Annotated in this window: 20 protein-coding genes, 1 other RNA gene and 1 other annotated feature; of the genes, 20 read left to right on the forward strand and 1 reads right to left on the reverse strand. The window is 52.9% G+C overall.

The window, feature by feature from the left end; translation table 11 throughout:
- The first annotated feature begins 270 nt into the window (after positions 1 to 270).
- The 20 genes from yqfC to rnpB all read left to right on the forward strand — a co-directional run bounded on the left by yqfC (position 271) and on the right by rnpB (position 20,009).
- Positions 271 to 564, forward strand: coding sequence for a sporulation protein YqfC (gene yqfC, locus PRECH8_RS03480; protein ID WP_200965696.1), 294 nt, complete (start codon positions 271 to 273; stop codon positions 562 to 564).
- Positions 565 to 759: 195 nt separating this feature from the next.
- On the forward strand, positions 760 to 897 hold the full coding sequence (locus PRECH8_RS14370) for a hypothetical protein (protein ID WP_207161765.1): 138 nt from the start codon (positions 760 to 762) through the stop codon (positions 895 to 897).
- 37 nt (positions 898 to 934) lie between these two features.
- A complete protein-coding gene (yqfD, locus tag PRECH8_RS03485; protein WP_200965697.1) occupies positions 935 to 2,176 on the forward strand; it encodes a sporulation protein YqfD in 1,242 nt (413 codons plus the stop codon).
- A 372-nt stretch (positions 2,177 to 2,548) separates the two neighbouring features.
- Positions 2,549 to 3,475, forward strand: a complete 927-nt coding sequence (locus PRECH8_RS03490; RefSeq protein ID WP_200965698.1) for a PhoH family protein — start codon at positions 2,549 to 2,551, stop codon at positions 3,473 to 3,475.
- Positions 3,476 to 3,493: 18 nt separating this feature from the next.
- Positions 3,494 to 5,764, forward strand: coding sequence for an HD family phosphohydrolase (locus PRECH8_RS03495; RefSeq protein ID WP_200965852.1), 2,271 nt, complete (start codon positions 3,494 to 3,496; stop codon positions 5,762 to 5,764).
- Between the two features lie 125 nt (positions 5,765 to 5,889).
- Positions 5,890 to 6,375, forward strand: coding sequence for an rRNA maturation RNase YbeY (gene ybeY, locus PRECH8_RS03500; RefSeq protein ID WP_200965699.1), 486 nt, complete (start codon positions 5,890 to 5,892; stop codon positions 6,373 to 6,375).
- Positions 6,372 to 6,842 carry a diacylglycerol kinase gene (locus PRECH8_RS03505; RefSeq protein WP_200965700.1) on the forward strand — a complete coding sequence of 157 codons (471 nt, stop codon included), beginning with the start codon at positions 6,372 to 6,374 and terminating at the stop codon, positions 6,840 to 6,842. Before ybeY ends, PRECH8_RS03505 begins: the two co-directional genes overlap by 4 nt.
- Before the next feature lie 114 nt (positions 6,843 to 6,956).
- On the forward strand, positions 6,957 to 7,454 hold the full coding sequence (locus tag PRECH8_RS03510; RefSeq protein WP_200965853.1) for a cytidine deaminase: 498 nt from the start codon (positions 6,957 to 6,959) through the stop codon (positions 7,452 to 7,454).
- Positions 7,451 to 8,353 carry a GTPase Era gene (era, locus tag PRECH8_RS03515; protein WP_200965701.1) on the forward strand — a complete coding sequence of 301 codons (903 nt, stop codon included), beginning with the start codon at positions 7,451 to 7,453 and terminating at the stop codon, positions 8,351 to 8,353. The genes PRECH8_RS03510 and era overlap by 4 nt, the downstream gene beginning before the upstream one ends.
- A 133-nt stretch (positions 8,354 to 8,486) precedes the next feature.
- Positions 8,487 to 8,633, forward strand: a complete 147-nt coding sequence (locus PRECH8_RS03520; RefSeq protein ID WP_200965702.1) for a YqzL family protein — start codon at positions 8,487 to 8,489, stop codon at positions 8,631 to 8,633.
- Between the two features lie 27 nt (positions 8,634 to 8,660).
- Positions 8,661 to 9,425: a DNA repair protein RecO gene (recO, locus tag PRECH8_RS03525; protein WP_200965703.1), complete on the forward strand. Its 765-nt coding sequence runs from the start codon at positions 8,661 to 8,663 to the stop codon at positions 9,423 to 9,425.
- 53 nt (positions 9,426 to 9,478) lie between these two features.
- Positions 9,479 to 9,663: a binding site (T-box leader), on the forward strand.
- A 78-nt stretch (positions 9,664 to 9,741) separates the two neighbouring features.
- Positions 9,742 to 10,650 carry a glycine--tRNA ligase subunit alpha gene (gene glyQ, locus PRECH8_RS03530; RefSeq protein ID WP_200965704.1) on the forward strand — a complete coding sequence of 303 codons (909 nt, stop codon included), beginning with the start codon at positions 9,742 to 9,744 and terminating at the stop codon, positions 10,648 to 10,650.
- A complete protein-coding gene (glyS, locus tag PRECH8_RS03535) occupies positions 10,640 to 12,730 on the forward strand; it encodes a glycine--tRNA ligase subunit beta (RefSeq protein ID WP_200965705.1) in 2,091 nt (696 codons plus the stop codon). The genes glyQ and glyS overlap by 11 nt, the downstream gene beginning before the upstream one ends.
- Positions 12,731 to 12,856: 126 nt before the next feature.
- Positions 12,857 to 13,327: a YaiI/YqxD family protein gene (locus tag PRECH8_RS03540; protein ID WP_200965854.1), complete on the forward strand. Its 471-nt coding sequence runs from the start codon at positions 12,857 to 12,859 to the stop codon at positions 13,325 to 13,327.
- A 158-nt stretch (positions 13,328 to 13,485) separates the two neighbouring features.
- Entirely contained in the window at positions 13,486 to 15,318 is a 1,833-nt protein-coding gene (dnaG, locus tag PRECH8_RS03545; RefSeq protein ID WP_200965706.1) for a DNA primase, read from the forward strand.
- Between the two features lie 27 nt (positions 15,319 to 15,345).
- Positions 15,346 to 16,479 (forward strand): RNA polymerase sigma factor RpoD, encoded by a 1,134-nt coding sequence (gene rpoD / locus PRECH8_RS03550; RefSeq protein ID WP_200965707.1) that lies wholly within the window; start codon positions 15,346 to 15,348, stop codon positions 16,477 to 16,479.
- A 233-nt stretch (positions 16,480 to 16,712) separates the two neighbouring features.
- Positions 16,713 to 17,564, forward strand: a complete 852-nt coding sequence (locus tag PRECH8_RS03555; RefSeq protein ID WP_200965708.1) for a hypothetical protein — start codon at positions 16,713 to 16,715, stop codon at positions 17,562 to 17,564.
- Between the two features lies 1 nt (position 17,565).
- Positions 17,566 to 18,339, forward strand: coding sequence for a tRNA (adenine(22)-N(1))-methyltransferase (locus PRECH8_RS03560; RefSeq protein WP_200965709.1), 774 nt, complete (start codon positions 17,566 to 17,568; stop codon positions 18,337 to 18,339).
- Positions 18,306 to 19,421 carry a Nif3-like dinuclear metal center hexameric protein gene (locus PRECH8_RS03565; RefSeq protein WP_200965710.1) on the forward strand — a complete coding sequence of 372 codons (1,116 nt, stop codon included), beginning with the start codon at positions 18,306 to 18,308 and terminating at the stop codon, positions 19,419 to 19,421. The genes PRECH8_RS03560 and PRECH8_RS03565 overlap by 34 nt, the downstream gene beginning before the upstream one ends.
- Before the next feature lie 182 nt (positions 19,422 to 19,603).
- Positions 19,604 to 20,009, forward strand: an RNA gene (gene rnpB / locus PRECH8_RS03570) — RNase P RNA component class A.
- A gap of 65 nt (positions 20,010 to 20,074) precedes the next feature.
- Here rnpB and PRECH8_RS03575 read toward each other — a convergent pair.
- Positions 20,075 to 21,904: a S8 family peptidase gene (locus PRECH8_RS03575; protein WP_200965711.1), complete on the reverse strand. Its 1,830-nt coding sequence runs from the start codon at positions 21,902 to 21,904 to the stop codon at positions 20,075 to 20,077.
- Positions 21,905 to 21,962: the final 58 nt, after the last annotated feature.

Below are 21,962 nucleotides of genomic sequence, written 5' to 3' on the forward strand. Positions count from 1 at the left end.
GAAACGACAAAAAGTGTCGACTGAGCGTGCGCTCCCGCTCCATTCGGTCGTGAAACGACAAGAAGTGTCGACTGAGCGTGCGCTCCCGCTCCATTCGGTCGTGAAACGACAAGAAGTATCGACCCAGCGTGCAATCCCCTCCATCCGCCTGTGAAACGACAAGAAGTGTCGACTCAGCACCAATCATATTTCCCTGCTTCTCCGCATATGGTTGTAGAAGCCTGCGCTTCTATACAGATGTTGGATGAGACGAAGGAGGGGCTGTAGCAGATGCCTCCATTAGGCAAGAGATTGCGCAAATTGACCGCCCAGTTTCTTGATCTTCCCAAGGATGTTATCTTCGATATCCCCCGTATTACGATGATCGGCAATATGCAGCTGTATATCGAAAATCATCGCGGTGTCATGGCGTTTTCTGATCGGCTGCTGCGGTTAAGGCTTAGTTCGGGCTGTTTGGAGATCGAAGGACGGGATCTAGTGATCAGAGCAATTCTGACGGAGGAAGTCTTTATCGAGGGGACCATTGATCAAGTGAAGTATATGTACGACGATCAAGACAAGTAGCACAAAGTTCAGCATCTTGTTTGAGGTGCATAACTATATCTGTGCAACCTGTGCAGTTGACAGCATGCGGCGGGATACACGGCATTGCTCTAAAAGCCAACATCATGCGCTGGGCGCGTGACAATTTTCCGTAACAATCAACGTCAGCATCAGCGCTAAGCCGCTTAAGCATCACCACGCGATCCATGCGCTGAGATGCATGACATGATCATAACGGTGAACATCATGCGGGGAGATTCGCCGCATAACCATAACCGTCAGCACCTTGCGGAACTGTGCAAAAGAAAAAGCATCAAGCGCTATGACGGAGAAGACAACAATATGACGACATGACACGCATCACTAATTCTCGAACATAGGGGGAGCGGTTATGCAATCCAATCTCGTATCATTGATCAGAGGATTCGTACGCTTGCGTGTACGCGGCGAGCGGGTTGAGGCATTCCTTAATCGTTTGGTGGACGAGCACATCCTCGTCTGGAATATCTCGTGTTTGCCGGACCGGGGTGAGATTGAATTGGATATTCATCTCAGCGATTTTTTTCGTCTGCGTGCATGGTTGAGAGAGACGGGCTGCCGCATGCGCGTGCTCGCACGCTTCGGCATGCCGTTCTGGCTGGCGCGCCTCGGCGAAAGAAAGTTCTGGGCGGCTGGTTTGATTTTGTTCGTCCTCGGATTGTACATGTTGTCATCGTTTGTATGGTCCATCGATGTAGTCGGCAACAGCCGGCTCAGCACGCAGGAGGTACGGGAGATTGCAGCCGCACAAGGCATCCGCCCGTGGGCCTGGAAGTTCCGCTTGCCTCAGGTCGATGAACTGTCCACGCGCATGATGCAGCACCTCCCCGATGCCGCTTGGGTTGGCGTGTCCATACAAGGCACGCGGGTCACCATCGAGATCGTGGAAACGACTGTTCCCGAACCGCGGGAACTATTGAGTCCGCGGCACCTCGTATCAACTTCTGATGCTGTTATCACGCATATATTTGCGGAAGAGGGCAAGCCCATGGTGCGGCGGAATATGAGGGTTAAGAAAGGGGATATTCTGATCTCTGGACTCATAGGCAATGAGGTACATCAGCGGGCTGTCGTTGCCAAAGGAGAGGTCAGAGGTCTTGTTTGGCATGAATACGAGATTCGCGTGCCGCTTAATCAGCAACGCAAGGTGTACACAGGCAATGAGCAGCAGCGCTTCTATCTCGTCTTAGGAAACCGCGCATTGCAGATCTCAGGATATGGGCAGGAGGATTTCGAGGAAGAGGCCGTCTTTACCGATCGCAAAGAATTAAGATGGCGCAGCTACTCCATCCCCTTCGGCTGGATGAAGCAATCTGCGAAAGAAGTGAGGTTGGAGGAGGTTAAGTTGAGCGAGTCCGCTGCACGGGAGATGGGGTTGTCGCAGGCCCGTGCGGATGTATATGCTAAGTTCGGGAGAGAAGCACAAATTCATGACGAAAAAATTTTGCATGTGGATGTGCAGAATGGTAAAGTTTATATGAAAGTACTGTTTGAAGTGGAGCATGAGATCAGCGAGGAACTGCCTATCGTGTATATCGAAGATCCAGGTTCTGATGATCACGAGATGGAGGGAACGGACGACAGCAGCAGTTAATCAGCATATGTCATAATGCCGAGCTTTAAACGTCCTTCTAATATCGACAGGAACCGTGATATATTATTAATTGCCATATACATATAGCAGCATAACAGCGATGCATGAACGTGAGGAGACTGTACAACAGCAAGAGAATGCTGTTCAAGTTGCACAGACTGCCTCATGAGCGACCGTTCAACTGGAACAGGCTGTCTAATAACCATGACTCAACTGGTCCAATATACAAGTATTGAGGTCCAAGGTAACAGCCATTGGTTCCAAGTTAACGTCACTTCATGCATCATACCCAACTATAACAGACGATGAACAGGTAAGGAGATTGAGAGATTGCACAACGCGAACAAAACCATACAGATCGCCCTCAGAAACATGGCTGAAGGGTTGGCTCTATTCGGCCCCCAAGACAGATACCTGCGATTAATCGAAGAGAAATACCAAGCCAAGATCATGTCGCGGGAAGAGGAGGTTGTGATCGCAGGGGAGAGCAAGGAACTCGACAGCTTGGAGCAATTGTTCCGCGTCTTGCTCACCCTTATCCGCCAGGGCCATCAATTAAATGAACGGGATATCGCCTACGCCATCGAGCTCAGCAAGACACTGCAAGCGGACGAGCTTCTCGATCTGTACAAGGCGGAGATCACGACGACATACCGAGGCAAGCCCATACGCGTCAAGACGATCGGACAGCGGCACTATGTGACGACGATCCGCAAGAAGGACATCGTCTTCGGCGTAGGGCCGGCGGGTACCGGCAAGACCTATCTGGCCGTAGTACTTGCAGTTGTCGCTTTGAAACAAGGCGCGGTGAAGCGGATCGTGCTGACAAGACCCGCCGTTGAAGCCGGGGAGAACCTTGGTTTTCTGCCAGGCGACCTGCAGGAAAAGGTTGACCCGTATCTGCGGCCATTGTATGATGCACTTAACGATGTACTGGGTCCTGAACAAGTAGCCAAATCCATGGAACGCGGTTTCATAGAGATCGCTCCTTTGGCCTATATGCGTGGAAGAACACTGGATGACTCCTTCATCATCCTCGATGAAGCACAGAATACAACAACTGAACAGATGAAGATGTTCTTGACCAGGCTCGGCTTCGGATCGAAGATGGTCATCACCGGTGACATCACCCAGATCGATCTGCCCCGCGGCAAGACCAGCGGGTTGATCGAAGCAGAGCGCATCTTGAAGGACATCGATGAGATCGGTTTTATTCACTTTACGGAGCAGGACGTCGTGCGTCATTCTTTGGTTCAGAAGATCATCAATGCCTACAACAAGAATGACAATCAAGTATAGAAAGGACTTGTCTTCATGATGCAATCACAGTCTGCCCGGCAAGGTTCACAGGCCGCCGATTCCAGCAGAAAATCGATCTTAAACGGCTGGAAGGACAGCCTCGGCGTGCGGATCGCCTTGTTTTTCTGCTTGGCGGTGCTGTTCTATGTGTCGACCAGCGATAAGCTGCTGCCCAAGACCTACAATCTTGAACCCGGCATGGTCAGCGAACACACGATCCTCGCGCCGAAGCAGATTCCCAATGAGGCAGCGACGCGCAAAGCTCAGGATGAAGCCGCCGAGAGGGTGCAGCCGGTCTACGCCGTTGTCCCTATGCAGAACGGTGAATTGCTGAGTATTCTCTTTGATAAATTGGAACAGATCAATGGGGATCCGACGTTTACCAACAGCGAACGCTATGAGTTGTTTCCGAAGGTGTTTCCGGCGGAATATGAAGCTTTCTTCGAACAGAAGATCAATGCTTGGGAGGCATCCAATACTTACAATGAATCGGTCTTAACGGCGATGCGCAACGCTATCCAAGACCAAGCGTACCGCATCCCGCAGGAATCCTATTACAAATTCACCCGTTTGTCTGCTGAGACCCTCGAGCAGATGGAGACGGTGGCCCTGCCGATCGTCAACAAGCTGATGAGCGAGCCGATCGAGAATGCGGAGCAGGCGAGAGCGCGCGTGGCCGAGATGGTCAATGCCTCCTCGCTCAATACCGCGTTGTCCAGAGAGATCGCTCAGGAAATCATTCGCTTCGTCATCACGCCGAACAAATTCAGCGACGCTGAAGCGACGATCCAGGCTAAAGAAGCGGCACGCAACAATGTTGAGCCAATCTATATACAGAAGAATGAGGTGCTCGTAAGGCAAGGTGAGATGATCACGCCGGAGCTCTATCAGATTCTGCAGCAATATGATCTGCTCGGGACCGAGATCAACTACGCCGCTCAGTTCGGCTTGATCCTGTTGATCTTGCTTATGGCAGCTGTTCTGTATTGGTATATCCGCCAAAGCGATCTGAACATCCGGCATAACAACGTACAGCTCCTGATGCTGCTCTTGATCTTCGTGATCAATGTGATTGTGATGAAGATCGTCGCTCTCGCGCAGAGTCAGGATTATCCATATCTTGGCTACCTGGCGCCGGCTGCACTGGGCAGCATGTTGATCGCGATCTTACTGGAAGGACGACTGGCGATTGTTTGCTCGGTCATCTTCTCGATTCTGTCCAGCATTATCTTCAACTCGGCAACGAATGATCAGCTGTTTGATTATCATTATGGCTTCGTATCACTCGTTGTCTGCTTCGCGGCGGTATTCGCGATTCAGAAGGCGAGTCAGCGGTCGGCGATCCTTAAGACGGGGCTGCTCATCTCGCTGCTTGGAGGATTGGCCGTCCTCAGCATCACTCTGCTGCAGGATCAGTATGATCTTGAGAGCATTGCGCTTTCTTTGGTTTTCGTCCTGGCGAGCGGCCTCTTGACCGCTGTGCTCGCCATCGGACTCTTGCCGTTCTTCGAGGTATCCTTCGGCATCCTGTCGCCGCTGAAGCTCATCGAGCTGTCCAATCCGAATCACCCGCTGCTTCGCAAGCTTCTCGTGGAGACGCCGGGCACCTACCATCACAGCGTCATGGTGGGCAACTTGGCAGAAGCGGCAGCGGAAGCGATTGGCGCCAACGGTCTGCTGTGCCGGGTCGGTTCATTCTACCATGACATCGGCAAGACGAAGCGGCCAAGCTACTTCATCGAAAATCAAGGCAATATGGGCAACCCGCACGATGATCTGGATCCGAGCATCAGCAAGGAGATCATCATCGCCCATGCACGGGACGGCGAGCAGATGCTGCGCGAGTACAAGATGCCGAAGCAGCTTCGTGACATCGCTGAGCAGCACCATGGCACCACGCTGCTCAAATATTTCTACCATAAGGCGATCAAGCTGGCGGAGGAGAACAACCAGCCAATTGACTTCACCGAGGAGGATTATCGCTATCCAGGTCCGAAGGCGCAAACGAAGGAAGCAGCGATTGTCGGCATTGCCGATTCGGTGGAGGCGGCGGTTCGCTCGCTGCATAATCCGTCGCTGGAACAGATCAGCGCGCTGGTGGACAAGATCATTAAGGACAGGCTGGAGGACAACCAGTTCAACGAATGCGATCTAACCCTGCGAGAATTGGACATCATCGGAAGCACGCTGAAGGAATCCCTTCTCGGCATCTTCCATTCCCGCATCGAATACCCGGAGGATACGCCTAAGAAGACGGAGGATGGAGAAAGCTCCACGAATACGGCTTAGGTCTAGACGCGGAGCGCTGGAATACCAGCTCTTGTCTTCGAGCATCAGTATCCAGCGTTTCATGAGGGACTATGCGGGCTCGGTGCGGCCGGGCCCGATATCATCAAAGCGAGGAGATACGAAGGATGGCAGTTACCCTGATCTGCATAAACGAACAAGACCATTATCCGCTTCCCGAATCGTGGACACCTATGCTGGAGAAGCTGCTGCACATTGCCGCCGAGCATGAACAAGTAAGCGCCGGCGAAGTGGCTCTCACCTTCGTGGATGATGCTCAGATCCATGAGCTTAACCGCACTTACCGCGGCATCGATCGGCCGACGGATGTGTTGTCTTTCCCGATGTTGGAAGTGGGCGGGGAGGAGCTTAAGGTCACCTTCGATGAAGCGGAAGATGCGCCGGAGGAGATGCTCGGCGACATCATCATCTCCGTCGAGCGGGCCATCGCCCAGAGCGAGGATTACGGCCACAGCCTTGAACGGGAGATCGGCTTCCTGTTCGTGCATGGTTTCCTCCATCTGCTGGGGTATGATCACGGCGATGAAGAGGAAGAGAAGGTCATGTTTGCCAAGCAGGAACTTATCTTACAGAAGGCTGGTCTTGTTCGATGAGACCGGTTAGAACGAAGAAGCTGAAGCAAAGCTTCATGTATGCGATCGCGGGACTTCGCTATGCTTACGCGACGCAGTTGAATATGCGCATCCACATCGGGGCTGCGTGTGCGGCTGCGCTCTTGCTCTTATTGCTGCCGCTGAGCGCTTCAGAGGTACTGTTCGTATCCGCTGCCGTGTTTACCGTGATCATCTGCGAGCTGGCGAATACCGCTCTGGAATCCGTTGTCGATCTCGCCAGCCCTAATCTTCATCCCTTAGCCCGCATAGCCAAAGATACCGCTGCAGCCGCCGTCATGGTGTCTGCTTTTTTTGCCGTTACGGTGGGGCTTGCGGTCTTCCTGCCGGCGATTCTGGAGATCCTGAAGAATGGCTACCAGCTGTCCCCGTCGATCCCCTCGCTGGCTGCAGCGATCGTGATCTTCACGATGGCGGCGATTGCCGGCGCTGCGAACAAACCGAGGTAATACGGGTATCCTATAACCATAGGCAAACATCAAGCACATAAGTAAAGGTTTGCCAGCAACAAGCACAGAGACGGCAGCCGCAGCATGCGCAAGGAGTTGATGGAAATGTTAGGAATGGTCATCGATCAGGCATCGCTCAGCGAGATAGAGCGGCTGGTGTTGCAGCACGCCGGGCAAGCTCGTGAGCACGCTTACGTGCCGTATTCGAAGTTTCAGGTCGGCGCAGCCGTGCTGGCCGAGGATGGACAGATCTACGGCGGCTGCAACATCGAGAATGCCGCCTATGGCAGCACGAACTGTGCAGAGCGTTCCGCGTTGTATCACGCGGTATCCCGCGGGATGAAGCCGGGAACATTCCGGATGCTGGCGGTCATCGGTGAGACGGAAAGGCCGATCACGCCCTGCGGCGCTTGCAGACAGGTGATCGCAGAGCTGTGTCCGCCGGAGATGCCGGTGATCCTGGCCAACCTGCAAGGGCAGGTCATGCGCACGACAGTATCCGCTCTGCTGCCTGGTGCATTCACTTCGCAAGCGCTGGAAAGCGGAAACCGCGATGAAGACCATGAACCATCATCAAAGGATAGAATGAGATCAGAAGGAGAGACCTTATGAATCCGAAACAAACTTATCGATCTGGTTTTGTTACACTGGTCGGCAGACCGAATGTCGGCAAATCCACCTTGCTGAACCAAATCGTCGGGCAAAAGGTTGCCATCATGTCCGATAAACCGCAGACGACGCGCAATAAGATCCAGGCCGTCTATACGACGGATCATGCGCAGATCGTCTTTTTGGATACACCGGGGATCCACAAACCGAAGCACAAACTCGGCGATTACATGGTGAAGACAGCGACATCGACGCTGAACGAAGTAGATCTCATCCTGTTCTTGATCGATGTGAGCGAAGAGCTTGGCGGCGGAGACCGTTTTATCATGAAGCAATTCGAAGGCGTGAATACGCCTGTCTTTTGCGTGATGAACAAGATCGATCTCGTCCGGCCGGAGAAATTGCTGGAGATCATCGCTCAGTACAAGGAAGAATACGATTTTGCAGAGTTCATCCCGGTCTCTGCTAAGCAGGGCAACAACGTGCAGACGCTGATCGATCAGATCCTCAAGCGTCTTCCCGAAGGTCCACAATACTATCCAGAAGATCAGATCACCGATCATCCCGAACAATTCATCGTAGCCGAACTCATCCGCGAGAAGATTCTTCATGCAACCTATGAAGAGGTGCCCCATTCCATTGCTGTGCAGATTGAGGAGATGTATGTTCAGGATAACGGCGTCGTCTATATCGGTGCTGTCATCTACGTCGAACGGGATTCACAGAAGGGAATCATCATCGGCAAACAGGGTTCGATGCTGAAGGAGATCGGCCGGCAGGCGCGCATGGATATCGAAGCGCTCCTTGGTTCGCGCATCTTCCTGGAACTCTGGGTCAAGGTCAAAAAAGATTGGCGCAATCATGATTTGGTCCTGCGTGATTTAGGCTTTCACAAAGAGTGAATTTGCGCTACCATAAAAGGCAGGGTCATATTCATGTCATATATTTCAACGGATATTCGCCACGTTTTCGATCTAACCTATAGGATGTTCGGCTGATGAAAGACCATTTCCTGATGTGAAAGGATGAATACGAATGAGAGATTTTTCTTGGAAAGTATTCACGATGACCGGAGATGTCGATGCATACATGCTCTACAAGGAATCACTGAAGGAAGATGGGGACGAACAGGGAGAGGACATATGGAATGAAGAGGCGAGAGAGGAACATGAACTTATGTAATCGCATAGGCAGGCGGCGAACTCCGGCATGCTGAGCAGAGTGGAAGGGATCGTGCTGCGCGCAATGGATTATGGGGAGAGCAACCGGATCTTAAACGTGCTGACCAAACAGGCGGGCAAGATCAGCATGATGGCGCGGGGCGCGAAGAAGGTCAAAAGCCGGTTTGCCAGCCTTTCACAACCGTTCACCCATGCTGAATTCGTCATCTTCCGAAGCTCGCCGCAGGCGATGGGCACGATCAACTCCGGTGAGATCATGCGCTCTCACCACCGCCTTAGGGAGGAGCTGGAATTATCCGCTTGCGCCGCATATCTGGCTGAACTGACCAATCGCCTTGTCGCAGACAATGAACCGATTCCTGCACTGTTCGATCAGCTTGCGGCAGCGTTGGACATGATGGAGGCCGGCAAGGATGCAGCGGTCATCACGCAGATCTATGAGATGCAGATGCTCGCGGTTGCTGGCTTCATGCCTGAACTATATGCTTGCGTGTTATGCGGTTCAACGGCGAATGAGCTGTCGGCTCTCGAAGCCGAGCAAGGCGGCACCGTCTGCGTGAAGTGCCGGCCTCAAGCCGCGCACGCCATGGACGTTTCCCCTGCTGTATTGAAACTTCTCAGGGCATATCAACAGTTGGATCTAAGGCGCCTGGGCAGCATCAAGATCTCTCGGGGCAGCAAAGATCAGCTGCAGCGTTTCATCCGCACGTACATGGACGTTCATCTGCATGTTCGCTGGAAATCAAGGGATTTCCTTGATCAGCTGAGCAAGCTCAATTTTGACTCGACATGACCGAACATGCTATAATAGAATCGATTTGCATACATACATATTGAATGAATAAGCACAGCGCAGTGAAGGAAAGGAGTAACCGATCTTACGGCATCGCAGCGAGCTGGGGATGGTGCAAGCCCAGTATGACGAGACGGTGAAGGGCGTTCTGGAGCGCTTCTAGAGATGGAAAGCGGGCAGCTTAGCACTAAGTTGTCAAATAGGGTGGAACCGCGGGAGCACAACTCCCGTCCCTATGTCTTGTTATTCGACATAGAGACGGGAGTTTTTTGCATGTCCTATCGGAACGATATTCTGATGAGTAGGAGTGTGTGTGATGAATTTCCAACAGATGATCCTAACCTTGCAGGAGTTCTGGGCTGAGCACAACTGCATCATCTTGCAGCCCTATGACGTAGAGAAAGGTGCGGGGACGATGAACCCGATGACCTTCCTTCGCAGCATCGGCCCCGAACCGTGGAATGTCGCTTATGTGGAGCCTTCCCGGCGGCCGACGGACGGCAGATACGGGGATAATCCCAACCGTTTATATCAACACCATCAGTTCCAAGTGATCATGAAACCTTCTCCCGATAACATTCAAGAGATCTACCTGGACAGCTTGAAGAGACTGGGCATTGATCCGCTTCACCATGATATCCGCTTCGTCGAGGATAACTGGGAATCCCCGACCCTGGGTGCTTGGGGACTGGGATGGGAAGTGTGGCTGGACGGCATGGAAGTCACGCAATTCACTTATTTCCAGCAAGTCGGCGGGCTTGATGCGCAACCCGTCTCCGTGGAGATCACCTATGGGCTGGAGCGTCTCGCTTCCTATATCCAGGACAAGGAGAATGTCTACGACCTGGAATGGGTGGACGGCATCACCTACGGCGACGTCTTCCATCAGAATGAATACGAACAATCGAAGTACACCTTTGAGATCTCCGATGTGAAGATGCTCTTCACGCTGTTCAACACCTATGAGGAGGAAGCGAAGCGGGCGATTGAGGCAGAGCTTGTTCTTCCGGCGTATGATTATGTTCTGAAATGCTCCCATACCTTCAACTTGCTGGATGCACGCGGCGCGATCAGCGTGACAGAGCGAACCGGGTATATCATGCGCGTGCGCAATCTCGCGCGGCAAGTGGCGAAAGCTTATTATGAATCCCGGGAGAAGCTCGGTTTCCCATTGCTTAAAGGTTCGACATCTTCGGTGGAGGGGGTAGAAGCACATGACCAATGAACATCGTGATATCTTGTTGGAGATTGGTCTCGAAGAGGTTCCTGCCCGCTTCATGCGTGGAGCGGTGGAACAACTGAAGGATAAGATCACAAGCTGGCTGGAAGAATCCCGCATCACCTATCAGAGCGTGCTCGCCTATGCGACGCCGCGGCGCCTTGCTGTCGTCGTGCTGCAAGCTTCGGCGAAGCAGCAGGATATCAGTGAAGAGAACAGGGGTCCGGCGAAGAAGATCGCCCTTGATGAGCAGGGCAATTGGACGAAGGCCGCCCTTGGCTTTGCGCGCAGCCAGGGTGTGGACCCCGATGAACTTTACTTTAAGGAATTGAATGGTGTAGAGTATGTCTACGCTAAGAGAAGCACTGCCGGACAGGATACGATGAGCGTGCTGCCGGATGGTTTAAGATCGCTGATCACCTCCCTTGCCTTCCCGAAGAATATGCGATGGGGCGCATATGAGCTGCGGTTCGTCAGACCGATCCGCTGGATCACTGCGCTGTTCGGGGATGAAGTGGTTGAACTGGAGGTGGCAGGCGTTAAGTCCGACCGCACCACGTACGGTCATCGTTTCCTTGGGAAACCCGTAGATTTGCAGGTACCCGCTGAATACGCGGATCGCCTCAGGGAGCAATACGTGATTGCGGATATCGAAGAACGGAAATCGATGATTGTTGCACAGATCCAGCGTTTGGCTGAAGAGCGGGGCTGGCAGGTGCCGATCAATGAAGAACTGCTCGAAGAAGTGCTGTTCTTGGTAGAGTATCCTACGGCGCTCTACGGAGGATTCGATGAAGAGTTCTTGAGCATCCCGCAAGAAGTGTTGATCACTTCCATGCGCGAGCACCAGCGCTACTTCCCCGTGCTGGACGGCGAGGGCAAACTTCTGCCGTACTTCATTACAGTGCGCAACGGGGACGATACGTCTCTGGAACAGGTAGCGAAGGGCAACGAGAAGGTACTTCGCGCGCGCTTGTCCGATGCCAAATTTTTCTACGAAGAAGATCAGAAGCTGCCGATTGAGACGGCGATGTCCAAGCTCGAGCACGTTGTTTTCCATGAGGAGCTCGGGACGATTGGCGATAAAGTGCGGCGCATCCGGCAGACGGCCGATTGCTTGGCAGAGATCTGCGGCCTCGCTGATGAAGAGAAACAAGTAGTGAAACGCGCGGCTGCGATCTGTAAGTTTGACCTTGTAACGCAGATGGTCTATGAGTTCCCTGAGCTGCAAGGTTTTATGGGTATGGATTATGCGCGCAAAGCCGGTGAATCGGAAGCCGTTGCAGTAGCGATCCATGAGCATTATCAGCCGCGGTTTTCCGGGGATGCTTCGCCTGCGACGCGTGCCGGCGCGATTGTCAGCATCGCCGACAAGATCGATACGATCGCCGGCTGCTTTGCGATCGGCATCATCCCGACAGGATCACAGGATCCCTATGCGCTGCGCCGACAAGCTCAGGGCATCGTGCAGATCATCCTTGATCACGAGTTGCCGATTACCTTGGATCAACTGTTCGCGCTCGCCCTTGATGTGTATCAAGCATCCCGCGTAGAAGCACTGAAACGGGATGCAGCTGAGATTACTCGCGATCTTATGGAATTCTTCGGCTTGCGCGTGAAGCATATCCTGTCCGAGTTCGCGCGTTATGATGTCGTGGATGCCGTGATGACGAGCGGATATGCCGATGTTTCGGCGACCGTCCGCAGATGCCGTGCGCTGGCTGATGCGGTGCAGGAACAGGCGGAGATGAAGAATATCTGCGAGTCATTCACGCGGGTGATGAACCTCGCTCAGAAGTCGCAGGGAGACGTGATCGATGCACAGCTGTTCCAAGAAGACGAAGAGCATCAGTTGTATCAGGTATGGCAAGAAGTGCACGACAACTTCACCCGGCTGCTTGGCAGCGGCGAAGCGCGCGCAGCCTTGGACGAACTCACTAGATTGACGGCGCCGATCACCGCTTACTTCGACGCTGTAATGGTCATGGCGGAAGACGAGCGCATCCGCAACAACCGGCTGGCTCTGCTCCATGCCATTGCCGCCGATCTGTCGAGCTTTGCGGATTTTCATAAACTCGTCTGGTAATCGGCATCTCTCTCTTTGTGAGAAGGAGGATTTTTTTGCACGGTCAGCGTATATAATAGTAGAGAAATTTTATGCGGTTGACCGTCAGCCAAACAATTAACGTCTACAGGGGGTCGGGTGGTTCTAATCAAATGTCGTAAGCCGTGCATCATCGTCGATGCCGATGCTTGTCCCGTTAAACAAGAGATCATCGCCTGCGCATCCAGATTCGGCGTGCAGGTGATGATGGTGGCCTCTTATGCGCACAGAATCGCGCCGACGGAAGGCGTGCAGATCATCCAGGTCGATGCATCCGACCAAGCGGCAGATCTGTACATCGCGAATCACATGATGCGCGGAGATATCATCATCACGCAGGATTTCGGCGTTGCAGCGCTCGCCTTGGCCAAAGGGGCGATCGCCCTCTCCTTCCGCGGTCAGCAATATACGGAAGACAATATCGATTATCTGTTGGCCAGCCGCCATGAGCTGAGCCGGGCGAGGCGCGGCGGCGCGCGGACGAAGGGACCGCGTGCGATGAGTGCGCAGGACAGAGAGATTTTTCTACACCATTTGACAAAAATTTTGCAAGAGCAGCAGGAAAACAGGCCTTGTTAGCGAAATTAACTAGAACGGTGTTTGCGAGGCAAAGAAACGGACCGATCCCGCCCAGGGATCGGAGATGTTTTAAGGCACGGATCTATCTTCTTAGCCAAGCTCATCCTTACGGCTGTATCCAAGGAATCATCCCCAATTGTATCAGTAAAGGTGATTAAATGAACAGGATTCCGGAAGAAGTCATCACAGCCGTCCTTAGTCACACCAACATTGTAGATGTCGTATCTAAGCACGTTCATTTAACGAAACAGGGCAAGTATATGAGAGGACTGTGCCCTTTTCACTCCGAGAAGACACCATCATTTACCGTAACACCGGAAAAGCAGATCTTCCATTGTTACGGATGCGGCAAGGGCGGTGGTGTCTTCAAGTTCGTGATGGAGATCGAAGGAGTGTCATTCCCTGAAGCAGTCAGGATGTTAGCTGAAGATGCAGGGATCCCCATCACATGGGAACTGCGGCCGCGCGAGCGGGATGAACATGCTGAGGAGAAACAGCAGTTATACAATGCCCACGAGTTAGCCAGCCGCTGGTTTCATCATGTGTTGATGAGCACCGAACAAGGCAGACCAGCACTAGAATATCTTCGCAGCAGAGGCTTCAGCGACAAGCTGATCAGCACCTTCCAGATTGGATACGCACCGCAGATGTGGGACGCGTTGACAACATTCCTGCAGAAGCGAGAGTTTGCTCTCCCTCTTATGGAAAAGGGCGGATTAGTTGCTTTTCACGAAGAGCGAAATCAATATTATGATCGGTTTCGCGACCGCATCATGTTTCCGCTGCATGATGAACAGGGGCGAATCGTAGGATTCGCAGGAAGAGCAATTGGGGATATCCAACCGAAATATCTCAACACCTCAGAAACGCCCATCTTCCACAAGAGCCGCTTATTATACCAATTCCACGAAGCTAAGAGCACCATACGCAAGAACAACCAAATCGTGCTTTTCGAAGGGTATGTTGATCTGATCAAAGCATGGGAAGCTGGCGTGCACAACGGTGTCGCCAGTATGGGCACCGCGTTGACGGAAGAACATGTGAAATTGATCCGTCGATATGCTTCACGTGTCGTCATCTGTTATGACGGTGATGATGCGGGCATTGAGGCCGCGTATAAAAGCCTGTTGCTGCTTGAGCGGGCGGGGCTTGCCGTGAATGTGGTGATGCTTCCCGATCGCATGGACCCGGATGAATACATCACTAAGTATGGCGGGGAATGTTTCCGCCATGAAGTGATGCATGGGGCTATGTCCGCTGTTCGCTTCAAACTGCTGTATCTAAAGCGCAACTTCAGCTTGCACAGCGAAGACGGGAAGCTGCGGTATATCCGATCGGCATTGAGGATTGTCGCTGCCTTGCGCTCGCCTGTGGAACGGGAATATTATCTCAAGGAGTTGGCCGAAGAGTACAACTTCTCCCTAGACACGCTTAAACAGGAGCTGTACGCACTGCTGCGCTCTTCGCAAAAATTGCCGCCAAACGGGGATAATATAGGAAAACCGTGGAATAATGGTATGAATAACAGGAGAGAAGAGGTTACACGTCCGGCATTGCGTCCAGCATATTATAATGCAGAACGCAATCTATTAGCTGCTATGCTGCAGGATGCAGAGATCGCTCATCTGGTCCAAGAACGATTAGGGGACGCCTTTAATGTCGAGGCTCACGCAGCTCTAGCTGCTTATATATATCGTTACTACACGGAACATGACACCCTGGAGATGCCATCCTTTCTGGTAACGCTGCAAGATGACGAGCTGGAACGTTTAGCAACATCACTGTCTATGGAAGACGCTGCAGCCGTGATGAATGAGCGGGCCCTGGAGGATCATATCAGTCAGATTAAGAAAGCTCCGATGCAGCAAGCGATCGAACACAAAAAAGAACAATTACAGCGTGCTGAGCGTTCCGGTGACGTCGCAACCGCAGTACAGATTGCAGAAGAGATTATCACCCTGGAGAAAAAGCTGAAAGACATGCAGCTATAACGAATCTAGGGAGGAGGGAGTTGAACCATGGTAAGCAAACAAGAGACACAAGATACAGAGATGACGCTTGAACAGGTTAAGGAGCAGTTGATTGAGCAGGGCAAGAAGCAACACGCTCTTACTTATAAAGACATCATGGAGCGGTTGAGCCCGTTCGATCAAGATCCCGATCAGATGGATGAGTTTTACGAACAGCTGGCGGATCTCGGCATCGATATCGTGAATGATGAGGACGAGATCGAACGCTTGCGTTCCGTGGATGAAGATGACGTTCACTCCGGAGAATATGATGATTACGAATATGATGATGATCTGTCTCTGCCGCCCGGCGTGAAGATCAACGATCCCGTAAGGATGTATCTGAAGGAGATCGGACGCGTGCCGCTTCTGACAGCAGAAGAAGAGATCGAGCTCGCCAAGCGGATCGAGCAGGGGGATGAGGAAGCAAAACGCCGTCTGGCTGAAGCGAATCTGCGCCTCGTCGTAAGCATTGCGAAGCGATATGTGGGACGGGGGATGCTCTTCCTCGACCTGATCCAAGAAGGGAATATGGGACTGATCAAAGCCGTCGAGAAATTCGACCATCAGAAAGGTTTCAAATTCAGCACTTATGCTACTTGGTGGATCAGGCAGGCGATCACGCGTGCTATTGCTGATCAGGCGCGTACGATTAGGATCCCTGTGCATATGGTGGAGACCATCAACAAGCTGATCCGCGTATCCAGGCAATTGCTACAGGAGCTGGGACGCGAACCGACGCCGGAGGAGATCGCCAAGGAGATGGATCTCAGTCCGGAGAAGGTGCGGGAGATCATGAAGATCGCACAGGAACCGGTATCCTTGGAGACGCCGATCGGCGAAGAGGATGATTCACATCTAGGTGACTTCATCGAAGATTCCGAGGCGCTGGCACCCGCAGACGCAGCAGCCTATGAACTCTTGAAGGAACAGTTGGAAGAAGTGCTCGAGACGCTGACCGAAAGAGAAGAGAACGTGCTGCGACTTCGCTTCGGACTTGATGACGGGCGCACAAGAACCCTTGAAGAAGTCGGCAAGGTCTTCGGTGTTACCCGTGAGCGTATCCGTCAGATCGAAGCGAAGGCGCTTCGCAAGCTGCGCCATCCAAGCCGCAGTAAGCGGTTGAAGGATTTTCTCGAATAAGGTTAGTTGCTCATAAGGTTGGTTTCTCATAAGGTTGGTTGCTCAAGCGTGCATGCCCTTTCTGCATTTGCAGAAGGGTTTTTTGCCATATGGGGCGAATCCCTGTATATTGAACCTGTATCCTATATATCGTAATTGCTATGCATCTAATCTCTGTGTATACAGTCATCTTGGTGTATACAGCCGTGTATGTGCAGATGTAAGCCACAACCTAATCATGAGGTGAACCATTCATGGATCAGGATAAGCGCAGGATCATCATCCAAGAGATCAAGTATTGGAAGGCGAGCAGGCTGCTTCCTGTGCATTACTGCGACTTCCTGCTAAATCTATACGGCGGCAAGATTGAAGCTGCGGCTTCCTCCCAACCGGAGACCGCCAAATCTCTGGGCAGCGGGAGGTCCGCCGCATATTGGGTGCTAGGACTTGGGAGTATTGCCATATTTTTTATCATCGCTATTAATTTTAACGCTTTTCCCTTGCCAATGCAAATCCTCAGCGGCGGAATCTTCATCTTGCTTTTTCTCTTCCTCGGCATCAAGGCCGTGAAGAGAAATATCGCTGCTGCCTATCTCAGCTTAGGAGCGGGCTGCTTCCTCTTGCTGCTGCTCGGCGAGTGGATACTGATCCAGCAGGGGTTGGACGATGCGGCTTTGATGATCGGGTATCTTATGATATGTACCCTTCTATGGACTATGCTCGGTATGATCCTGCGTCTTGGCTTCCTGCAGTTTTGCGGCTGGACAGGGTTGCTCTTCGTCTACAGCTGGCTGCTGGCGGGTCTGATGGATCCGCTGTATACCTGGCTGCTGCAGCTGGCATGGATCGTGTGGGCCGGATTGTTTATCGCTTTGGGATGGCTTGTACGGGAGCGGAACCGCTCGATGACGAGGGTGTTTTTCATCATGGGTTTGCTCTCCTGGATCGCTCCTGAGATCATGGCTGCAGCGGCGGGAGCAGCAGATCCAGCGATAGAAGCAGTAACCGAGACTTATCTGCCGCAGGCAGTTCTTATCGGCAAAATCCTTGTTACAGGGGTCATACTATACATCATACGGAATATATGGACAGAATGGGTTGTATAAAATGATAAAACTATCCAAAAGACTATCAGCAATTGCTTCTCTTGTGCCGCCAGGCAGCGTACTTGCTGATATCGGCACCGATCATGCCCTGCTGCCGGTTTATCTCGTGCAGCAGGGCATCATTCCGCGCGCGGTTGCCGGCGAACTCAATGCCGGCCCCTTCGAAGCGGCGCGGCAGCAGGTCACAAGAAGAAATCTTGACGATCGGATCTCCGTGCGCAGAGGGGACGGATTGAGCATCCTTGAACCGGGAGAAGCAGAAACGGTAACGATCGCCGGCATGGGCGGCGGTCTGATCGTCGATATCTTAAGCGCAGGTTTGGAACGGCTGAGGGGTGTCCGGACCTTAATCCTGCAGCCGAACGTAGCGGAGGATGCCGTGCGGCGTTGGCTGATCGACCATGACTATGTGCTGACTGATGAGTTGATCATCGAAGAAGACGGCATCGCCTATGTCATCTTATATGCGCTTCATGAGCAAGCAACAGAACGCACGAATGCAGAAGTCTATAAGACGCGCCTGCTGACAGGCGGCTTCGAAGCGACGGAAGAGGATCTCGTCCGCTTCGGTCCGTATCTGTTGGAGCGGATGGACGAGTCCTTCATCCGCCGCTGGCGCGAAGAGAAGGATAATTTGCTTAGAATCAAGCAGCGAATCGAAACTTCGGCCGAATCTCCTGAGGCGAAGCAGCGCCTTGCGGCCATCGAGCAGGAAATCCAAAGAATCACGGAGGTGTTGAAATGTTCGCACATGGACAGACCGTCATCCAGATGATGGAGAAGCTGGCCCCCAAACATTATGCAGAAGAATGGGATAAGGTAGGCCTGCAGGTCGGCACCCTGCAGAAACACGTGAAGAAGGTGCTTGTCGCTCTGGAAGTCACCGATGTGGTAGTGGAAGAGGCGATCCGCGAACAGGCCGATCTGATCATCACCCACCATCCCTTGATCTTCCGTCCTCTGTCCCATCTGATCGTTGACTACGCCCAGGGGCGCAAGCTGGAGAGGTTGATCAAGCATGATATCGCCGTCTATGCTGCGCATACGAATCTCGATATTGTTGACGGCGGCATGAATGATTGGATGGCGGAGGCCCTTGGGCTCAGCGACGTGAAGCCGCTGGCAGAGACCCATACGGAGAAGCTGTATAAGCTGGTCGTGTTCGTTCCCCTTGATCACCAGGAACGGGTGCTGCAAGCGATGTTCGAGGCAGGGGCTGGATGGATCGGCAATTACAGCCACTGCAGCTTCAATATCGAGGGAACGGGAACGTTTCTGCCTCAGGAAGGGACGGATCCCTTTATCGGTCAACAGGGCCGGATTGAACGGGTGAAGGAGATGAGGATCGAGACGATCGTACCGGAAGGGGTGCGCAGCAAGGTTGTGCAAGCGATGTTGAAGGCTCATCCTTATGAAGAGGTCGCTTATGATATCTATCAAGTGGATCTTCGCGGCAGAACCTTCGGGCTGGGCAGGGTCGGCAGGTTATCCGAGGCGAAGCCGCTGGCGGAGTTCGCTGCTCAGGTGAAGGAAGCCTTTAACGTATCCGCAGTACGAGTCGTCGGTGATCTCGATCGCACGGTGCAGAAAGTGGCTGTGCTCGGCGGTTCCGGCAGCAAGTATGTGCGGGATGCTTTGCGTGCCGGCGCCGATGTCTATGTGAGCGGCGATATCGATTATCATACGGCACAGGATGCCCTAGCCGACGGCATCAGCATCATCGATCCCGGGCATCATGCAGAGGAGATCATGAAGGAACGAGTCGCGGCGTATCTGCAGGAGAAGCTGAATGAAGCTGGTTACGAGACGGAAGTGCTTGCATCCAACACGCCGACGGATCCATTCCAGCATCTGTGATCAGTGATCTGCATGTCGCGTAAGTCCTTTCGGTTGCTTATCATGCGAGGCGAAGGTCGAAGTATGAATCAACAATAACTATCGTCTCAGCTTGATTCACGTCGTTCCGTTCTGCGCGAATCACCAATCATTACTAGTTGAATATCGGACGGTTAAGATGGTATACTGAAACTTACGTCGAGGAAGTTTGACAGACAATCGCTGGCGGCCGAGAGGCCGCGAGAGGAAAGTCCGGGCTCCACAGGGCAGGATGCTGGATAACATCCAGTCAACGCGAGTTGAAGGATAGTGCCACAGAAATGGACCGCCGATGGCGTGAGCATTTCACGCACAGGCAAGGGTGGAACCGTGGTGTAAGAGACCACGAGGGGCTCTGGCGACTTAGTCCCTGGTAAACCCCATCCGGAGCAAGACCTAGAGGAACGCAGCAGCCTCATCGGCTGCAGTCCTGGCCCGGGACGCGTTCGGGTTGGTCGCTTGAGCCGTGTAGCAATACACGGCCTAGATAGATGATTGTCACTTCGAGTGGGAGGATAAAACCGCGAACACCACTGAAGTACAGAACCCGGCTTACGGCAAACTTCCTCATCACTCCTTTACATAGCAAAATTCAAAACGGCGGTACAGGATTCATTCCTTTGCCGCCGTTTCTTTTATTCGTAGCGGTAGATGATCCGCATGATCCCGCGTTCCAGGTTAGTTGACCAGTTAACGAGGGATTGCCCGCCGCCGTTTACTGTCGTTTGCAGAGCTCCGGCGATATCGATTTGGCCGTATCCGTAATAGATATCATGACCGGGATCGCCCAGATCCACACAGGTGGCGCGCATCAGTTCCATGATCTGTTCATTGGTCAGGTCAGGGTTAAGCCCGCGGATCATCGCCGCCAGTGCTGCAGCATGGGGACTGGCCATGGACGTGCCGGAGAGGGCTGCATATTGGCTGCCGGGGTAGGTGCTGGCGATGCTGACTCCGGGGGCAGCGGCATCCACGTATGAGCCGTAATTCGAGAACTGCGCGAGCTGCTGGTTATAATCGGTAGCTCCGACGGCGAACACTTCCGGATAGGCCGCCGGGTAGCCGGGTGACTCCGTAAAGTCGTTTCCTGTAGCGGCCACGAGTACGACATCCCGCTCGTAGGCATAGCGGATGGCATCATGCAGGAATTCCGATTGTGCGTAGTTGCCCAGGCTGAGGTTAATCACATCCGCACCGTGATCAGCGGCCCATATGATGCCCTGGGCTACAGCATAGGTGCTTCCTGCCCCCGATGCATCCAAAACTTTCACCGGCATGATCCGCGCATTGGGCGTCAGCCCGGCGATGCCTTCGAAATTGTTGATTCTCGCCGCAATGATGCCCGCAACGTGTGTGCCGTGACCTACATCGTCCATGGCATCAGCGTTTTGAGTGTAGACATTATATCCTTCCGTCAATCTCCCCTCTAGATCCGGGTGGTAGAGATCGACACCGGTATCCACGACAGCGACGATCACTTCATTGCCCTGTTCCGCAAGATCCCAGCCCGTCTCCGTATGAATCGCGGGCAGATTCCATTGATACTGGGAATAGAGCACATCGTTAGGGGGAGCTGCGTTCGTGACATAGAGATAATGGGGTTCGGCATAATGAATCTCATGATGTTTCAGGAAGTAATCCCGCATTTGCTCCATCGTGTACTTCTGAGAATGGAAAATGTACGCGTCCCCGGATTGATTCTTCACTTCGGCTGTAAGCTGCCTGCTGATCTCAGCCAGCATCTCTTCCGTCGGCTGTCTGATGAAGCGCACTACGATGTCATGTTTGTAATAGTGACTGATATCTTCATTTTCTTCCGGATGATCAACATCCACCTTGCGCAGCGTGTCCGAATCCGCTGCTTGGATCCCATAGCGTTCATCGCTCGGATAGGGGACGATGCGCAGATTCTCCCGCTGTTTGACATGCACCTGATCCAAGATGTGCTGCTTCACTGCACTTAAGACGTAACCGGCATTGGCTGAGGAAGGCACAGCTGTGACGAGATAAGGGCCTTCATCCGTATTGATTCGCGGCGATTCATATTCGCGCTTGGCCATCGCCGATTCTCGGGCCAAATCCACATACGGCCGCACTTCTTCAGGAAGATCCTCCTGTTTGCCTTGATGCATCGTCAATTTGCCGTCGCTGGCCTCGATATATTGCATATGGGGATGACGTTGCTGCATGACGGTCAATTGGTCTGTTCCTGCCGCCGGGTTTTCCTCCAGGTTGGTTATGATGTTTTGTAAGTTTAGTTTGCATTGATTTCGGCACAACTGCTCCGTGAGTTGGAGGTCCTGTGCCAGCATCTGCTGCTTATATTGAATTTCTAATGCGCTGCTCATCCTGCCTTCAGGTGTCTGTTCACCCGGCGGCTGTTCATTCGCCGTTCTCGGCCAGAAGAGAACAACCAGGGCGATCACGGCGATCCCGGCAGCTATTCTTCTCCAATAAGATCTCATTGAGAATCACCGCCTCATAATGGTTTCATATCTGTTCTTATTGTTGCTACAGAGCCCA

This window comes from Insulibacter thermoxylanivorax (assembly GCF_015472005.1).
GTDB lineage: Bacteria > Bacillota > Bacilli > Paenibacillales > DA-C8 > Insulibacter > Insulibacter thermoxylanivorax.

Bases quoted from the DNA above. Each gene is read 5' to 3' on its own strand.
- yqfC (WP_200965696.1), top strand. From the start codon at position 271: ATGCCTCCATTAGGCAAGAGATTGCGCAAATTGACCGCCCAGTTTCTT.
- PRECH8_RS14370 (WP_207161765.1), top strand. From the start codon at position 760: ATGCATGACATGATCATAACGGTGAACATCATGCGGGGAGATTCGCCG.
- yqfD (WP_200965697.1), top strand. From the start codon at position 935: ATGCAATCCAATCTCGTATCATTGATCAGAGGATTCGTACGCTTGCGT.
- PRECH8_RS03490 (WP_200965698.1), top strand. From the start codon at position 2,549: ATGGCTGAAGGGTTGGCTCTATTCGGCCCCCAAGACAGATACCTGCGA.
- PRECH8_RS03495 (WP_200965852.1), top strand. From the start codon at position 3,494: ATGCAATCACAGTCTGCCCGGCAAGGTTCACAGGCCGCCGATTCCAGC.
- ybeY (WP_200965699.1), top strand. From the start codon at position 5,890: ATGGCAGTTACCCTGATCTGCATAAACGAACAAGACCATTATCCGCTT.
- PRECH8_RS03505 (WP_200965700.1), top strand. From the start codon at position 6,372: ATGAGACCGGTTAGAACGAAGAAGCTGAAGCAAAGCTTCATGTATGCG.
- PRECH8_RS03510 (WP_200965853.1), top strand. From the start codon at position 6,957: ATGGTCATCGATCAGGCATCGCTCAGCGAGATAGAGCGGCTGGTGTTG.
- era (WP_200965701.1), top strand. From the start codon at position 7,451: ATGAATCCGAAACAAACTTATCGATCTGGTTTTGTTACACTGGTCGGC.
- PRECH8_RS03520 (WP_200965702.1), top strand. From the start codon at position 8,487: ATGAGAGATTTTTCTTGGAAAGTATTCACGATGACCGGAGATGTCGAT.
- recO (WP_200965703.1), top strand. From the start codon at position 8,661: ATGCTGAGCAGAGTGGAAGGGATCGTGCTGCGCGCAATGGATTATGGG.
- glyQ (WP_200965704.1), top strand. From the start codon at position 9,742: ATGAATTTCCAACAGATGATCCTAACCTTGCAGGAGTTCTGGGCTGAG.
- glyS (WP_200965705.1), top strand. From the start codon at position 10,640: ATGACCAATGAACATCGTGATATCTTGTTGGAGATTGGTCTCGAAGAG.
- dnaG (WP_200965706.1), top strand. From the start codon at position 13,486: ATGAACAGGATTCCGGAAGAAGTCATCACAGCCGTCCTTAGTCACACC.
- rpoD (WP_200965707.1), top strand. From the start codon at position 15,346: ATGGTAAGCAAACAAGAGACACAAGATACAGAGATGACGCTTGAACAG.
- PRECH8_RS03555 (WP_200965708.1), top strand. From the start codon at position 16,713: ATGGATCAGGATAAGCGCAGGATCATCATCCAAGAGATCAAGTATTGG.
- PRECH8_RS03560 (WP_200965709.1), top strand. From the start codon at position 17,566: ATGATAAAACTATCCAAAAGACTATCAGCAATTGCTTCTCTTGTGCCG.
- PRECH8_RS03565 (WP_200965710.1), top strand. From the start codon at position 18,306: ATGTTCGCACATGGACAGACCGTCATCCAGATGATGGAGAAGCTGGCC.
- PRECH8_RS03575 (WP_200965711.1), bottom strand. From the start codon at position 21,904: ATGAGATCTTATTGGAGAAGAATAGCTGCCGGGATCGCCGTGATCGCC.